Annotated in this window: 14 protein-coding genes; all 14 read left to right on the top strand. The window is 68.9% G+C overall.

The window, feature by feature from the left end:
- Positions 1 to 103: 103 nt before the first annotated feature.
- The 14 genes from ACFPCY_RS30230 (at position 104) to ACFPCY_RS30165 (ending at position 14,314) form a co-directional block, all read left to right on the top strand.
- The gene (locus tag ACFPCY_RS30230; RefSeq protein ID WP_465251241.1) at positions 104 to 892 is read left to right on the top strand and encodes an MlaE family ABC transporter permease; all 789 of its coding nucleotides are present in this window, start codon (positions 104 to 106) and stop codon (positions 890 to 892) included.
- Positions 892 to 1,713, top strand: coding sequence for an MlaE family ABC transporter permease (locus ACFPCY_RS30225; RefSeq protein ID WP_378260691.1), 822 nt, complete (start codon positions 892 to 894; stop codon positions 1,711 to 1,713). The genes ACFPCY_RS30230 and ACFPCY_RS30225 overlap by 1 nt, the downstream gene beginning before the upstream one ends.
- Positions 1,714 to 1,715: 2 nt before the next feature.
- Complete coding sequence (locus tag ACFPCY_RS30220; RefSeq protein WP_378260689.1) at positions 1,716 to 2,993, top strand: MCE family protein; 1,278 nt, start codon at positions 1,716 to 1,718, stop codon at positions 2,991 to 2,993.
- The gene (locus ACFPCY_RS30215) at positions 2,990 to 4,048 is read left to right on the top strand and encodes an MCE family protein (protein ID WP_378260687.1); all 1,059 of its coding nucleotides are present in this window, start codon (positions 2,990 to 2,992) and stop codon (positions 4,046 to 4,048) included. The genes ACFPCY_RS30220 and ACFPCY_RS30215 overlap by 4 nt, the downstream gene beginning before the upstream one ends.
- Complete coding sequence (locus ACFPCY_RS30210; RefSeq protein ID WP_378260685.1) at positions 4,045 to 5,082, top strand: MCE family protein; 1,038 nt, start codon at positions 4,045 to 4,047, stop codon at positions 5,080 to 5,082. Before ACFPCY_RS30215 ends, ACFPCY_RS30210 begins: the two co-directional genes overlap by 4 nt.
- Positions 5,082 to 6,266 (top strand): MCE family protein, encoded by a 1,185-nt coding sequence (locus tag ACFPCY_RS30205; protein ID WP_378260683.1) that lies wholly within the window; start codon positions 5,082 to 5,084, stop codon positions 6,264 to 6,266. Before ACFPCY_RS30210 ends, ACFPCY_RS30205 begins: the two co-directional genes overlap by 1 nt.
- On the top strand, positions 6,266 to 7,528 hold the full coding sequence (locus tag ACFPCY_RS30200) for an MCE family protein (protein ID WP_378260681.1): 1,263 nt from the start codon (positions 6,266 to 6,268) through the stop codon (positions 7,526 to 7,528). The genes ACFPCY_RS30205 and ACFPCY_RS30200 overlap by 1 nt, the downstream gene beginning before the upstream one ends.
- Before the next feature lies 1 nt (position 7,529).
- Positions 7,530 to 8,777, top strand: coding sequence for an MlaD family protein (locus tag ACFPCY_RS30195; RefSeq protein ID WP_378260679.1), 1,248 nt, complete (start codon positions 7,530 to 7,532; stop codon positions 8,775 to 8,777).
- Complete coding sequence (locus ACFPCY_RS30190; RefSeq protein ID WP_378260677.1) at positions 8,774 to 9,283, top strand: hypothetical protein; 510 nt, start codon at positions 8,774 to 8,776, stop codon at positions 9,281 to 9,283. The genes ACFPCY_RS30195 and ACFPCY_RS30190 overlap by 4 nt, the downstream gene beginning before the upstream one ends.
- A complete protein-coding gene (locus ACFPCY_RS30185) occupies positions 9,280 to 9,849 on the top strand; it encodes a hypothetical protein (protein ID WP_378260675.1) in 570 nt (189 codons plus the stop codon). Before ACFPCY_RS30190 ends, ACFPCY_RS30185 begins: the two co-directional genes overlap by 4 nt.
- Positions 9,850 to 9,868: 19 nt before the next feature.
- A complete protein-coding gene (locus ACFPCY_RS30180) occupies positions 9,869 to 10,600 on the top strand; it encodes a hypothetical protein (RefSeq protein WP_378260673.1) in 732 nt (243 codons plus the stop codon).
- Positions 10,601 to 10,668: 68 nt separating this feature from the next.
- On the top strand, positions 10,669 to 11,139 hold the full coding sequence (locus ACFPCY_RS30175; protein WP_378260671.1) for a hypothetical protein: 471 nt from the start codon (positions 10,669 to 10,671) through the stop codon (positions 11,137 to 11,139).
- Between the two features lie 326 nt (positions 11,140 to 11,465).
- Positions 11,466 to 12,104 (top strand): hypothetical protein, encoded by a 639-nt coding sequence (locus ACFPCY_RS30170; RefSeq protein ID WP_378260669.1) that lies wholly within the window; start codon positions 11,466 to 11,468, stop codon positions 12,102 to 12,104.
- A 179-nt stretch (positions 12,105 to 12,283) separates the two neighbouring features.
- Entirely contained in the window at positions 12,284 to 14,314 is a 2,031-nt protein-coding gene (locus tag ACFPCY_RS30165; RefSeq protein ID WP_378260667.1) for a DUF6801 domain-containing protein, read from the top strand.
- Positions 14,315 to 14,375 lie beyond the last annotated feature (61 nt).

Raw genomic sequence — 14,375 nt, 5'->3', positions numbered from 1 at the left:
CGCGGCGCCCGCCGGGGCGGCCCGCGCCCCCGCGGGCCGCGCACGCCACCGCCCCGGCACCGCCGCCGCTGCCGCCCGAGTTCGAGTCACCCGGGGAGAACCCGTGACCACACCCCAAGCATCCGTACCGGGAGCGGCGGCCCTGCGCCAGACCGGACGGCTGTTCGCCCTGGCGGGCACCGTGCTCGCCATGACCTTCCGGAGACCGTTCCAGATCCGGGAGCTCATCCAGCAGTTCTGGTTCATCGCGTCGGTCGCGATCCTGCCGACGATGCTCGTCTCCATCCCGTTCGGCGCGGTCATCTCGCTCCAGGTCGGGTCGCTCGCCAAGCAGCTCGGCGCCCAGTCGCTCACCGGCGGCGCGTCGGTGCTCGCGGTCGTCCAGCAGGCCAGCCCGCTGATCGTGGCGCTGCTGATCTCCGGCGCGGCCGGCTCGGCGATCTGCGCCGACCTCGGCTCCCGGACGATCCGCGAGGAGATGGACGCCATGGAGGTCATGGGCGTCTCGCCCATCCAGCGCCTGGTCGTCCCGCGCGTCCTCGCCTGCACGGCCGTCGCCGTCCTGCTGAACGGCCTGGTCTCGGTGGTCGGCGTCGCGGGCGGCTACTTCTTCAACGTCGAGCTCCAGGACGGCACGCCCGGCGCGTACCTGGCGAGCTTCTCGGCCCTGGCCCAGCTTCCCGACCTGTACGTGAGCGAGCTGAAGGCGCTGATCTTCGGCTTCATCGCCGGGGTCGTGGCGTCCTACCGGGGCCTGAACCCGCGCCCGGGGCCGAAGGGGGTGGGGGACGCGGTGAACCAGTCGGTGGTCGTCACGTTCCTCCTGCTGTTCTTCGTGAACCTCGTGATGACGGCGCTGTACCTCGAGATCGTCCCGCCGAAGGGGGCCTGATGGCGAGCGTCCGTACCATCCGGCCGCACACCTGGCTGGACCAGCCGGGCGACCAGCTCGGCTTCTACATCCGCGCCCTGCTGTGGACGCCGCGCGCGCTCCGCCGCTACCCGAAGGAGATCGTCCGCCTGCTGGGCGAGGTCGCTTTCGGCTCGGGCGCGCTCGCGGTCATCGGCGGCACGGTCGGCGTCATGCTCGGCATGACGGTCTTCACGGGCGTCGTCGTCGGCCTGGAGGGCTACGCCGCCCTGGACCAGATCGGTTCAGCCGCGTTCACCGGCTTCGTCTCCGCCTACTTCAACACCCGCGAGATCGCGCCGCTGGTCTCGGGTCTAGCCCTCTCAGCCACGGTGGGCGCGGGCTTCACCGCCCAGCTCGGCGCGATGCGCATCAACGAGGAGATCGACGCCCTCGAAGGCATGGGCATCACGAGCCTCCCGTACCTGGTGACGTCCCGGATCGTCGCCGGGACGGTCGCGATCATCCCGCTGTACGGCATCGGCCTGCTGAGTTCGTACCTCGCGTCGCGCGAGGTCACCGTCCTCATCAACGGCCAGTCGACCGGCACCTACGACCACTACTTCAACCTGTTCCTAGCGCCGGAAGACGTGGTCCTGTCGTTCGTCAAGGTGCTGATCTTCAGCGTCATGGTGATCCTGGCGCACTGCTACTACGGCTACCGCGCCGTCGGCGGCCCCGCCGGAGTGGGTGTCGCGGTCGGACGCGCCGTCCGGACCGCGATCGTGCTGATCAGCGTGACCGACTTCTTCGTCAGCCTCGCCATCTGGGGCGCGACGACGACCGTGAAGGTGACGGGGTAGCGATGGCGCGTTCGACGACCCTTCAGACGCTGGAGAAGCGCGTCCTCGGCATCGCGTTCCTGCTGGTGCCCGCGCTGCTGATCTGGCTGTCCATCGCGATCTACGACAAGAGGTTCACCAAGGTCACGATGGTGACCCTGCACACCTCCACCGCCGGGCACGAGATGCACGAGCAGGCGGACGTCAAGGTCCGCGGCGTCGTGGTCGGAGAGGTCCGCACGATCCGCTCGGACGGCGACGGCGCGGTGCTGAAGCTCGCCCTCGACCCGGACAAGGCGAAGTTCGTCCCGAGCGACGTCCAGGCGCAGCTCCTCCCGACGACGGTGTTCGGCGCCCGGTACGTCGCGCTCGTCCCGCCGCAGGGTTCGACCGCCTCGCCCGTCCACGACGGCAGCGAGATCAACGAGGACCACAGCAAGAACGCCGTCGAGCTGTCGCAGGTCCTCAACAACACGATGGCGCTGCTGAACACGCTCCAGCCCGCGAAGCTGTCGGCGACGCTGAACGCGATGTCGACCGCCCTCGAAGGACGCGGCGACCAGCTCGGCCGCAACTTCGTCCAGCTCGACTCCTACCTCAAGAAGCTCAACCCGGACGTCCCCGCGCTCAGCGAGAACTTCCGGCAGCTCGCCACGTTCTCCCAGAACTGGGCGGACGCGTCGCCCGACCTGCTCAACGCGCTCACCGACTTCGCCAGCACCAGCCGGACGATCGTCGACCAGCGGCAGAACCTGTCGGAGCTGTTCGACACCACCGGGCAGGCGGCCGACGACCTGGCGGACTTCTTCCGCCGCAACGGCGGCAACATGATCGCCCTCTCCACCGAGAGCCGCGGCAGCCTCGACCTGCTCCGCCGCTACGCGCCCGCCGCGCCCTGCACCTTCCGCGCCCTCGCCGACTTCATCCCGCAGATGGACCGGGTCATGGGCAAGGGCACCGGCAAGCACGGCGTCCACGCCCTCGTCGTGTCGGTGCAGAACAAGGGCCGGTACGTGCCCGGCAAGGACGCCGTCCACTACGGCCCCGGCGGCGGGCCGCGCTGCTACAGCGCCCCCTACTACCCCGGCGGCGGCAAGTCCCCGAAGGCCGTGCGGGTCGGCGCGCCCACCGCGGGCGCGGTCCCCGGCTCCGGACTCGGCCCCGCCAACTCGGCCTCGGAGAACGACCTGGTGAACGAGTTCGTCGCGCCGTCCATGGACGAGGTGCCCGACCGGCTTCCCGACTGGTCGTCGGTCCTGGTCGGACCCATCTACCGCGGGACGGAGGTGACGGTGAAGTGAAGCTCACCGGCCAGGGCCTCAAGGGCCTCGGCGTCCCGCTGATCTCCTCGATCATCTTCATCGCGGTCACGGTCGCCTCGACCGCGCTGCTCGCGGCCAGCATCACCGACACCACGTCCGGCGACCGGGTGTCCTACTACGCCAAGTTCAACGACGTCGCGGGCCTGCACCCGGGCCACGGCGTGCGGATCGCGGGCGTCCGGGTCGGCCAGGTCCAGAAGATCAGCGTCACCGACCACCGGCTCGCGCTCGTGAAGTTCTCGGTGGACCGGAACCGGCGCCTGCCGTCCGGGGTCACCGCGTCCGTGAAGTACCTGAACCTGGTCGGCGGACGCTACATCGCCCTCGACCAGGGCGCGGGCGCGCCCGGCCAGTACCTGCCGCGCGGCGGCGTGATCCCGGTCGACCGCACCACCGGCCCGCTGAACCTGACGCAGCTCTTCCAGGGCTTCCAACCGCTGATGCAGGCGCTGTCGCCGGGTGATGTGAACAAGCTGTCGGAGTCGATCGTCCAGGTGCTCCAGGGCGAGGGCGGGACGGTCACGAGCCTGCTCCGCACGGTCGGGCAGCTCACCAACACGCTCGCCGACCGCGACCAGGTCATCGGCGACGTCATCCACAACCTCACCACGGTCGTGGAGACCGTCAACAACCGCGACAAGCAGCTCGTCAGCCTCGTCACGACCCTCCGCGAGTTCACCTCCGGCCTCGCCGCCGACCGCAAGGCCATCGGCGAATCGCTCGAAGGCATCAGCGACCTCGCCGACGCGACGTCCGGGTTCCTGGCCGACGGCCGCGAGCCGCTGCGCGACGGCATCGTCCAGCTCGACCGGCTCGCCACCAACCTGAACCGCGACCAGCCGCTCGTGGAGAACTTCCTGCGGCGCTTCCCGGAGAAGGCCGACACCATCGGGCGGCTCGGCTCCTACGGCTCGTGGATGAACTTCTACCAGTGCGAGGTCCAGTTGATCGGCGTCCACTATGCCGGTTCCGACATCGACCACCGCCCGCCGCCCACCGGTGTCCCGCTGAAGGACGCGAGGTGCCGCGGATGAGGCTGTTCCCGCACGTCAAGCCGCTCCGCGAGCGCAATCCCGTCCCGATCGCGGTCATCGGACTCGTCCTGATCCTGGTCGCGGGCGTGCTCGCCTACCGCGTGGACGACCTCCCGGTCGTCGGCGGCGGCACGACCTACAAGGCGTACTTCTCCGAGGCCGCCGGCCTCAAGGACGGCCAGGAGGTCCGCGTCGCCGGCGTCAAGGTCGGCAAGGTCACCGGCGTCTCGCTCGCCGGGAACAAGGTGAAGGTCACCTTCCGGGTCAAGCACACCTGGGTCGGCGACGCCAGCACCGCCACGATCATGATCAAGACGCTGCTCGGCTCGAAGTACCTCGCGCTCGACCCGCTCGGCGGACGCACCCAGAACCCCCGCGATCCGATCCCGCTGAGCCGGACGGTCTCGCCCTACGACGTGACGACCGCGTTCGAGGACCTCGGCCGCACCTTCCAGCAGGTCGACACCACCAAGCTCGCCCAGAGCCTCACCACGATCTCCCAGACGTTCGAGAACACGCCGTCCGAGGTCCGCTCCGCCCTCACCGGCCTGTCCGCGCTGTCGAAGACGATCGCGAGCCGGGACGCCGACCTGGCCCGGCTGCTCGCCGGGACCAAGCAGCTCTCCGGCACCCTCGCCGCGCAGAACGCCCAGTTCGAGACCCTCTTCAAGGACGGCAACCTGCTGCTCGCCGAGCTCCGCAACCGGCGCGAGGCGATCCACCGCCTGCTGACCGGCACCGAGGCCCTCGCGGACGCGCTGATCAAGCTCGTCGAGCGGCTGCGCGGCCCGATCACCCCGATGCTGCGCCACCTGGACCAGGTCACCGACATGCTGCAACGCAACCAGTCCAACCTCGACCGGGCCATCCGCGTCGCGGCCCCCTACACCCGCATGGTCGTCAACGCCACCGGCAACGGCCGCTGGATCGACGGCTACCTCTGCGGGACCGTCCCCAAGGAGTACCTGGTCAACGGCCGCTGGCAGCCCCCGGCGGTCGGCTGCGAGCCCCCGCACCTGACGGGAGGCCGCTGATGAGCGCACTCCGGGACCACCGGATCCGCGTCATGGAGATCATCGTCGCGGTGTTCGTCCTGCTGATCGCGGTGGCGCTGTACGTGGTGCTGGGCGGCAAGCCGACGCGCGTCCTGCACGCCGACTTCGCGACGGCGATCGGCGTCTACCCGGGTTCCGACGTCCGGGTGCTGGGCGTGAAGGTCGGCAGCATCCAGTCGGTCAAGCCGCACGGCACGCAGGTCGCGGTGACGATGCGCGTGAACAAGGACGTTCCCGTTCCCTCGGACGCGCGGGCCATCGTCATCGCCCCGAACCTGGTGTCGGACCGGTACGTCCAGCTCGCCCCGGCCTACAGCGGCGGGCCGCGGATGACCGACAACTCGACCATCGACGTCAGCCGGACGGCCACGCCTCTGGAGCTGGACGCGCTGTACGACAGCATCCGGCGGTTCAGCACCGACCTCGGGCCCAACGGGGTGAACGCGCGCGGCGCGCTGTCGTCGGTCATCCACACGGGCGCGGCGAACCTCGACGGCAACGGGCGGATGTTCAACACGACCATCGCCAACCTCGGGCAGCTCTCGCAGACGCTGAACCACTCGTCCGGCGACCTGTACGCGACGATCAGCAACCTCAACCGCTTCACGGCGATGCTGCGGGGCAACGACTCGCAGATCCGGCTGGCGGAGCAGCAGTTGGCCGATGTGAGCGGGTTCCTGGCGGACGACCGCCAGGACCTGGCCGATGCGCTGCGCGGGCTGGCTCAGGCGTTGGCCGAGGTCAAGGGCTTCATCACCGACAACCGGGACGCCCTGAAGAAGAACGTGGACAAGCTCGCCGACATCACGCAGGTGCTCGTCGACCAGCGCGCCTCCTTGGCCGAGGTCCTGGACAACGCGCCGGTGCTGACGCAGAACGCGCTGAACGCCTACGACCCGGACACCCGGACGCTGATGTCCCGCGGCAACCTGCTGGAGATCACCAAGGCGTTCGGCAACCTCTCGCAGAAGGGACTGGACGGAACCGGCGCCGACACGCGTCCGGTGTGCGCGGCGGCGTCCGCCCAGACGCCCGCGCTGAAACTCCAGTGCAGCCGGCTCCAGACGAACGGCCTCACGGCCGTCGCGCCGTCCGGGTCGGGCAACGTCCCCGCGCTGCCGTTCCCGCCCGCCGGTCAGGTCTACGCAGGGGGAGGTCGGTGATGCGACGTTTCCGTCTCGCCGGTGTGTGTGCGGCGGCGGCGTCCGCCGTGCTGGCGGCCGGGTGCTCGCAGGTCTCTGTGGAGCAACTCCCGCTGCCGGGCGGCGCCTCGCTGGGGTCGCACCCGTACACGGTGCACGTCCAGTTGCAGAACGCGCTGAACCTCGTGCCGCAGGCCGCGGTTCGCGTGAACGACGTCCCGGTGGGGCGGGTCAAGAAGATCTCGCTGCCGGAGAACGCCTGGTACGCGGACGCGACCGTCCTCATCAACGGGGACGTGAAGCTGCCCGCGAACGCCACGGCGAACCTGGAGCAGTCCAGCTTGCTGGGGGAGAAGTACATCAAGATCGCGGCTCCCGCGACTGATGCTTCTCCTGCGCGGCTTGTGAACGGGGCGACGATCCCGCTTTCGCGGACGACCCGTAACGCTGACACCGAGGAAGTCTTCGGCGCGCTGTCGATGCTGCTGTCCGGAGGTGGGCTGCCGCAGATCCGGACGATCACGCGGGAGCTCAACCGGACGCTGAACGGGCGCGAACCGCAGGTCCGTTCGTCGCTTGAGCAGCTCAACAAGCTCACCTCGACCCTGAACACGAACCGCCAGTCGATCGTGGACGCGCTGGACGGCCTGAACCGGCTGTCCTCGACCGTCGCCGCTCGTCGCGGCCAGGTGGACACGGTGCTGACCGACCTGTCGCCCGGGTTGAAGGTGCTCTCGGACCAGCGCGGGCAGCTCGTCCAGATGCTCCAGAAGCTGGACGACCTTTCGAAGGTCGCGACCGGCGTGCTGAACAAGAGCCGCGACAACACGGTGGCGGATCTCAACTCGCTGGACGTGGTGCTGCGGAAGCTGTCCGACTCGGGCCGCGACCTGCCGAAGTCGCTCCAGATCCTCTTCACGTACCCGTTCACGGACGAGGCGATGAAGGCCGTGAAGGGCGACTACCTCAACGGCTACCTGACCGTCATCGCGGCGCCGGGCAACGACTGCGTCATCCCGCCCGTCCAGGAGACGGACCAGAAGAAGAACGCGCCGAGGCTCCGCGCGCTGGCCCAGAACAGTCCGCCCGCCGGCCCGCTGCCGACTCCGTGCCCGGCGAACGCCTCGTCGCCGTCACCGTCGCCGTCTCCGACCACCTCGCCCACGACCGCTCCACAGCAGCAGGTGGGCCCGACCACTCCGGCCGGCGGAAGCGGCGGTTCCGGTGGTGGGACGGATCCGAACCGTCCGGCGCTGCCGCTGCCGACTCTGGGAGGCAACTGACATGCTGACCGTCGGCGCTCGCCTGAAAGCCATCGTCTTCACCCTGCTCGCGCTGTTCGTGATCTCGTACATCGCGCTCACGTACGCGGACCTGGGGAAGTACGTCGGGCTGCGCGGCTACTACGTCGTCAAGATGGACATGGGCACCACCGGCGGCCTCTTCAAGGGGTCGGCCGTCTCCTACCGGGGGATCTCGGTCGGGAAGGTCGGCGACCTGAAGCTCACGCCGGACGGCGTGATGGCCGAGCTGCACATCGACGACAGCGCCCCGAACATCCCGCGCGACCTCAAGGCCATCGTGGCGAACCGGTCGGCCGTGGGTGAGCAGTACGTCGAGCTGGAGCCGGAGCGGGACGGCGGGCCGTACCTCGCGCAGGGCGCGGTGATCCCGCGCAGCGCGACGGCGACGCCCGTTCCGGTCGCGGAGACGCTGAAGAGCATGAACGACCTGACCGGGTCGCTGCCGCTCAACGATCTGAGGGTCGTGGTGGACGAGCTGGGCCAGGCGTTCGCCGGCCAGGGCCCGCACCTCCAGAAGCTGCTCGACACCAGCGGCGAGTTCGTCGCCGCCTCGGACGCCGCGTTCCCGCAGACGGACTCGCTGATCAAGAACGGCAACGTCGTCCTGAAGACGCAGAACGACGAGGCCCAGGCGTTCAAGGACTTCGCTTCGAGTTCGCACCTGCTCGCGCAGCAGCTCCGCGCGTCGGATGTGGACCTACGGACGATCTTCGTCAAGGGCCCGCCCGCGATGCGCGAGACGTCCCGCCTGCTCAAGGAGCTCCAGCCCGGTCTGCCGATCCTGCTGGCGAACCTCCTCACGACGTCGCGCCTGACCGATGCGCGCCTGCCCGGCCTGGAGACGACACTCGCGAACCTGCCGAAGGTCTCGGCGATCGGGCCGTCCATCGTCCAGGACGGCAAGCTTCGCCTCGGCCTCATCAACACGTTCTTCAACCCGCAGCCGTGTACGCGCGGCTACGGCGGTACGCAGTACCGGAACGGAACGACCGACCTCAAGCCGGTCAAGTTCAACGGCAACGCGCAGTGCTCCGAGCCCGCCGGGAGCGGGATCAACGTCCGCGGCGCCCAGAACGCGCCGCACTATGGCGTGCCGCCTGCGGCCATCCCCGGCGTGGACAGCGCCAACCTGACGGCGGCGCAGCCGTTCTTCTCCTCCGTGGGGCTTCCGGCTCTCGGCCGCGAGAGCGGAACGTCCCTTCAGGAGCTGCTGGGGATCGGCCGATGACCCGGATCGTCGGGCTGGTCCTGGTCGCCGCCTCCCTCGCGTTCCTCGGGTTCGCGGGGTGGCGGTGGGCCGGGACGGTCTGGAACGAGGACCGGACGTACGCCGCGCAGCGGGACGACATGAGGGACACGGCCGTCCGGGACATGGTGATGCTGAACAGCGTCGACCCGTCCCGGGCGCAGCTCGACATGGAGCACTGGCTCGACATCTCGACCGGGACGCTCCGAGAGGCGCTGCAACGCGACCTGCCCGCCGCGCAGGCGCGGTTCGCGAAGCAGCAGGTGCCGACTCGCGGTGAGGTGACCGCGGCCGCGGTCACCTCGTTCGACAAGAACGCGGGGAAGGCGACGGTGCTCGCGTCCGTCCGGGTGTTCCTTGGCGCGGACTCGGACGGCGCGCCGTCGTCTGAACAGCGGAAGCGGTTCGAGGTCGGCATGAAGCGGATCTCGGACGGCCTGTGGAAGGTCGAGTCCCTGACCCCGGTCTCCCCGGGAGGGCACCTGTGAGCGTCGAAGTCGAGATCAGGGCGCGGCCCAAGAAGAAGCGCGCGCCGGACAAGCGGTCCCGGGCCTTCCTGAAGCGCTGGTGGCCGTATCTGGTTGCGGTGATCGTCGCCGCGGGAGCGTTCGCGCTCAACACCTGGGCGTCCGACAGGGCGTCGGGCGGCCCGGCCGCCAACCGTGTCCTGCTGGACAAGGCCGCGACGTCGGACGCGCTCTCACACGTCACCCAGGCGGTGGAGCGCGTCTTCACGTACTCGTACACGGACCCGGATTCGACGTCCCGAGCGGCGTCCGCTCTGCTCACCGGCAAGGCGGCGTCCCAGTACCAGTCCCTCTTCGGCCAGGTGCGCCAGGAGGCTCCGCGCCAGCAACTGGCGCTCACCACCAAGGTCTCTCGCGCCGGGGTCGTTCGCCTCGACCGCGATGGGACGGCTGTGGTCGTGGTGTTCCTCGATCAGCAGTCGACGCGCGCAGGGAAGCCCACGGGCGCTCCCGTCGCCGCGCAACTCGTCGTCACGGCTCACCGGTCCGGTGGGACGTGGCGCATCACTGAACTGCGGGCCGCCTGAAGGAAGGGGTGGAATTCAGGTGGACACCAAGGAAGACGTCGAGGAAGAGACGACGCCACAGGCCGAGGAGGAAGCGAAGCCGAAGTCCAAGGTGAGGACGAGGGACGTGACCAAGCGTCCCTCCCCGAAGCCAGAGGACGAGGCGGAGGCCGAACAGGAGTCGGAGGAAGCCGAGGAGCCCGAAGCCAAGGCGGAGGATGAAGAAACTCCGTCCGAGGAGCCGAAGGCGAAGCGGAGCTGGCATCGCGATCCGCTGATCCTCGTGGCTCTGGCGGTCACTGCGGCCTCGGCTGTGGCGGCGGCCTGGTTCGGCTGGAGCTACCACTCGGCGTCCGGCGACAAGAGCATCAGCCAGGCACATCTACGCGATCAGGTCCTGCGGACGGCCGAGCAAGAGGTGGTCAACCTCAACACGCTCGACTACAGCCGCATCGACCAGGGGCTGTCGCTCTGGCAGGACTCGACGACCGCGGAGCTGTACGACCAGATCGTGCAGGGGCGCCAGCAGCTCGCCACGTCCGTCACGAAGGCGAAGACCGTCTCCACGGCCAAGATCCTCGAATCGGGGATCACCGAGCTCGACTCCGACGCCGGCAAGGCGGGCGTCATGGTGGCGGTCCGGGTAACCGTCGCCACGCCCGACGGGAAATCGTCGGCGAGTATTCGCCGCCTCTCCGGTCAGCTCACGAGAACGTCCGCAGGGTGGAAACTGTCCGCACTCGGTCAGGCCCCCACGTCGTCTGGTAACTGATGAAGAAAAAGAACAGAATTCCCGGCACGACCCGTACGCGAATAGTCACGCTTCTGGGAATCCTCACGGTGGGTTTCGGGACGACTGCGGTGTGGGCGGAGAACAAGGCGGACGCGCTGACGGGCAACGCGGCGGCGCGGAACGGCGCACTCACTGACAACGCTCGTACGAGCGAAGTGAAGGGCGAGGTGACCACGGCGTTGAACACGGTGTTCTCGTACAACTACGCGGACACGGCCAAGACCGAGCAGGCCGCCAAGAAGCTGCTCACGGGGGACGCGGTGCGCCAGTACGACAGCATGTTCGCGACCGTGCGCCAGCAGGCCCCCCAGCAGAAGCAGATCCTCACCACGACGGTCACAGACACGGCGGTCAAGTCCCTGACCAGCGACAAGGCGCGCCTGCTGATCTTCGCCGACCAGCGCAACACCCGCACCGACAAGAACCAGACGAGCTACTCCGCGGCCGTGTTCGCCGTGACGGCGACCCGGGCGGACGGGATCTGGAAGATCAGCACCATCGACACCTTCGGCCCCTGACGTCACACGGATCATCACCCGGTGACAAAACCGCGAGATCGAAAACTAAGTCCAAGGGAATTTCGCGTACAACGGCCGTTTGTCACTTCGTGATAAGCCGAAAAAGTTCCAAATCACCTATTGAATTCCCGGTGAGCCGCACTTATGGTCTGAGCAGGCAGACGGACGGGACAGGGAGGTCCCGCCGCCTGGCGGAGGAGAAGGGATTCGCCTCCGCAGGTCAGGTCCCGTCCATTCTCGGCTCGCAGAGGAGATGCCCATAAGAACGAGCGGTCAGTGTCCCTACGAGAACTCACACCACCCCACTGAAGGGAACAAAGACTGACATGCGCAAGCTCACTCGCAACAGCATGATTGCCGGCGCGGCCGCCGTGGCCGCCCTCGGCCTCACCGCCATTCCGGCCTCCGCCGCCACCTGGACGGTGACCGGCGGCACCTCCATCACCGGCACCAACTCGACCACCCTCGTCGCCAAGGACGTCACCACCGGCGCGGCGATCAGCTGCACCAAGTCCTCGGCGAGCGGCACCGCCAAGAACGGCACGGGCCTGTCGGGCACCGGCATCGCGAGCCTCACGGCCGTGAGCTTCTCCAGCCCGGCCAACCCCGGCGGCTGGTGCTCCGGCCCCGCGGGCATCACGGTCCAGGTCACCCCGGGCACCCTGCCCTGGTCGTTCAACGCCGTGACCCCGACCTCCACCGGTGCGACCGGCACGCTCACCGGCGTGACCGCGACCATCGTGGGCAGCGACGGCTGCCACGCCTCGGTGACCGGGCCCGGCGGCGGCACGGGCACCATCAACGGTTCCTACAACAACAGCGGCTCGCTCTCCGTCAGCGGCGGCAACCTGACCGTCAAGACGGTCGACGCCAACTGCGACCCGACGCTGATCAACCCGGGCGACTCGATCGCCCTCCAGGGCTCCTACACGATCAGCCCGGTGCTGCACATCACCTCCCCCTGACGGCCTGACCGGCGACAAGGGTGAGCCCAGGGCCGCTCGCAGCTCGTGCTGCGGGCGGCCCGCCCGACTCACCGGACCCGCGGAAGGCCCCCGGTGACGGCGCCGCGGACCAGAAGCCGGCTGACGAGTCGGCGAGGTCGGACCGCAGCGGCCTCCAGAACCCGAACAAGAGGATTCCTATGCGCTCAAACCCCCGCACGCTGGCCCGCAACGCCGCGGTCACCACGGTGATCGTTTCGGCCGGCGTGCTCGGAGTCGGGGGTGAGGCGTCCGCCGACATGGGAGCGCGGGTCACGTACCTGTGCTCGACTCCGGACGCCACGTACAAGGTCGTCGCGGGGTTCTCGGCCACGATGCCGACCGTGGCGAAAGCCGGCCAGGCGGTGCGCCTGGGCGACGTCAGCGTGACGCTCGAGGTTCCGGGGACGTTGCGCGCCGCGCTGACCCGAAGCCCGGGCTCCCGGGCCGACGATCCCCTTTCCGGCGGGACGACCGGGGCCGTGAGGTTCGCTACGACGATGTCGGAGCACGGGCAGACCGTCGACGCGGCCTGGCCGACCTTTTCCCTGGCTTCGAGCGGGGCGGCGGCCGGAGGAGGGCGACCCGTCGTGCTGCGGGGCTCGGCTGCTGTTCCGGGGCTGGTCACCGATGGTGCGGGAACGGTCGTCTGGAAGGCCGATTCGATGTACCTCAAGCTGGCCGCGGGAAATGCGGCGAGCGGCCCGGCGCCGTTGACATGTACCGCGACCTCGGGGACGACGCTCGGGCAGATCCGGGTGGGCGTGGGCGCGCCCGCATCGCGGTCACCTCGGTCCTCCCGGCCGCCGACGAGCCCGGACTCCTCGACCGCTCGTGCCGCCGGCACCGGCTGCTCGGAAGAGCCGGTCGGGGACATCAACCGCGATCCCCGGCTCGCTCCCCCCTCCACGCCGGACGGGATCAACCTGACGCCCCTCAGAGTGCTTCGCCCGGGCACACCCGAGTGTGCCAAGGCGTCGGGCTTCGGAACTCTGGGAAAGCTCGGTGCGGCCATACCCGTCGGGGCGCAGGCCCGCCTGCGCTTGAACGTGGGCGCGCAGATCGACCTTCAGAACAATTTCCGCAGGTCGTACACCTACGGGCACACCGATCCCTCGCCGGCGACGGGCACGGCTCTCGGATTCGGTTTCATGCCGACCAGGGCGACGGTCCTGACCAGCCAGGTCGCGCCCCCTGGCGGAACCTCTGATGTCGCGAACATCTACTCGGACTTCCCGAAGGACGAGAGCCTTCCCTCGCCCTGGGACACCTGGGGTTACATCCGGTCCTTCGTTCAGCTCAAGGTCAGCGGTATCGCCGTGAACGGTGTCGACGTCAACGTCGGCGACCGCTGCCAGACCGATCCGCTGCCCCTGGACCTGAAGAACAATTTCGGAAACGACCAGGTCGGCAGGTCCAGCCTGCAATTCGGCGGTACGTACACCGGAAAGATCAATATTCCCGGTTTCCGTGGATGCGGCGCGGGGGAGGACCTGACTCCCATCATCGACGCCACGAGTTCGGGCCCGGACAACTCCCTGCGACTGGAGTCCTCGGTCTGGTGCAATCCGCTTCCGGGGGAGGTGCACTCGTGTGTCGACGAGGGAGAACGGGAGCCCAGGACCTTCACGGTGAATCCGGGCGGCTCGGTGGTCGCGACCATGAAGCCGTTCGTCATGGCGGGCGACCTGAACAACCCGGACACGGGCAAGATCCAATGCGAGTCCGCGAGCTGGAAGATCAGCTTCAAGCGCGGGCACTACCTTTCCATGTACCGGATCGCGAGCATCACGGGCGCGCGTTTCAACAAGTGCGTCCGTTACCCGGACAACGTCCCCACCACGCTCAAGGCCAGTGCCCTGCCGTGGAGCATGGACGCCCCGGCGGACAATTCAACTCCGGACGTGTACCTGATGAGACTGGCGGGCGTGTACCTCACCGCATCCGGTACCGACGGCTGCCGGCTCTACTTCAACAAGACGGGATTCGACGGCTCGGACATGCCGGGAATCCTGAGTGACTACGCGCTGGACGCCAAGCACGACACTCTCACCACGGACCTCACGTCGGCCCTGACGGTCAGTACCAAGAGCCAATGTGACAGCTCGAACAGCGATTACAGTGCCGGCGCGGCCTGGCGCCTCGCCGGAACGTTCTCGTACAAGCCACACCAGCGCATTACCACGCCCTGATCACGCGATCGGCGCGAGGAGACGGCTCCCTATCGGCTCCGGCCCCGGCGTGGGGTCGGTA

The sequence above is a fragment of the Actinomadura gamaensis genome, from assembly GCF_042652125.1.
In the GTDB taxonomy this organism is placed as follows: domain Bacteria; phylum Actinomycetota; class Actinomycetes; order Streptosporangiales; family Streptosporangiaceae; genus Spirillospora; species Spirillospora gamaensis.
The sequence above is the reverse complement of the archived record's forward strand: the minus strand, read 5'-3'. Positions and strand labels throughout refer to the sequence as shown.

Coding starts and splice junctions, on each gene's coding strand:
- ACFPCY_RS30220 (WP_378260689.1), top strand. CDS start 1,716: ATGGCGCGTTCGACGACCCTTCAGACGCTGGAGAAGCGCGTCCTCGGC.
- ACFPCY_RS30165 (WP_378260667.1), top strand. CDS start 12,284: ATGCGCTCAAACCCCCGCACGCTGGCCCGCAACGCCGCGGTCACCACG.
- ACFPCY_RS30190 (WP_378260677.1), top strand. CDS start 8,774: ATGACCCGGATCGTCGGGCTGGTCCTGGTCGCCGCCTCCCTCGCGTTC.
- ACFPCY_RS30210 (WP_378260685.1), top strand. CDS start 4,045: ATGAGGCTGTTCCCGCACGTCAAGCCGCTCCGCGAGCGCAATCCCGTC.
- ACFPCY_RS30170 (WP_378260669.1), top strand. CDS start 11,466: ATGCGCAAGCTCACTCGCAACAGCATGATTGCCGGCGCGGCCGCCGTG.
- ACFPCY_RS30200 (WP_378260681.1), top strand. CDS start 6,266: ATGCGACGTTTCCGTCTCGCCGGTGTGTGTGCGGCGGCGGCGTCCGCC.
- ACFPCY_RS30225 (WP_378260691.1), top strand. CDS start 892: ATGGCGAGCGTCCGTACCATCCGGCCGCACACCTGGCTGGACCAGCCG.
- ACFPCY_RS30205 (WP_378260683.1), top strand. CDS start 5,082: ATGAGCGCACTCCGGGACCACCGGATCCGCGTCATGGAGATCATCGTC.
- ACFPCY_RS30195 (WP_378260679.1), top strand. CDS start 7,530: ATGCTGACCGTCGGCGCTCGCCTGAAAGCCATCGTCTTCACCCTGCTC.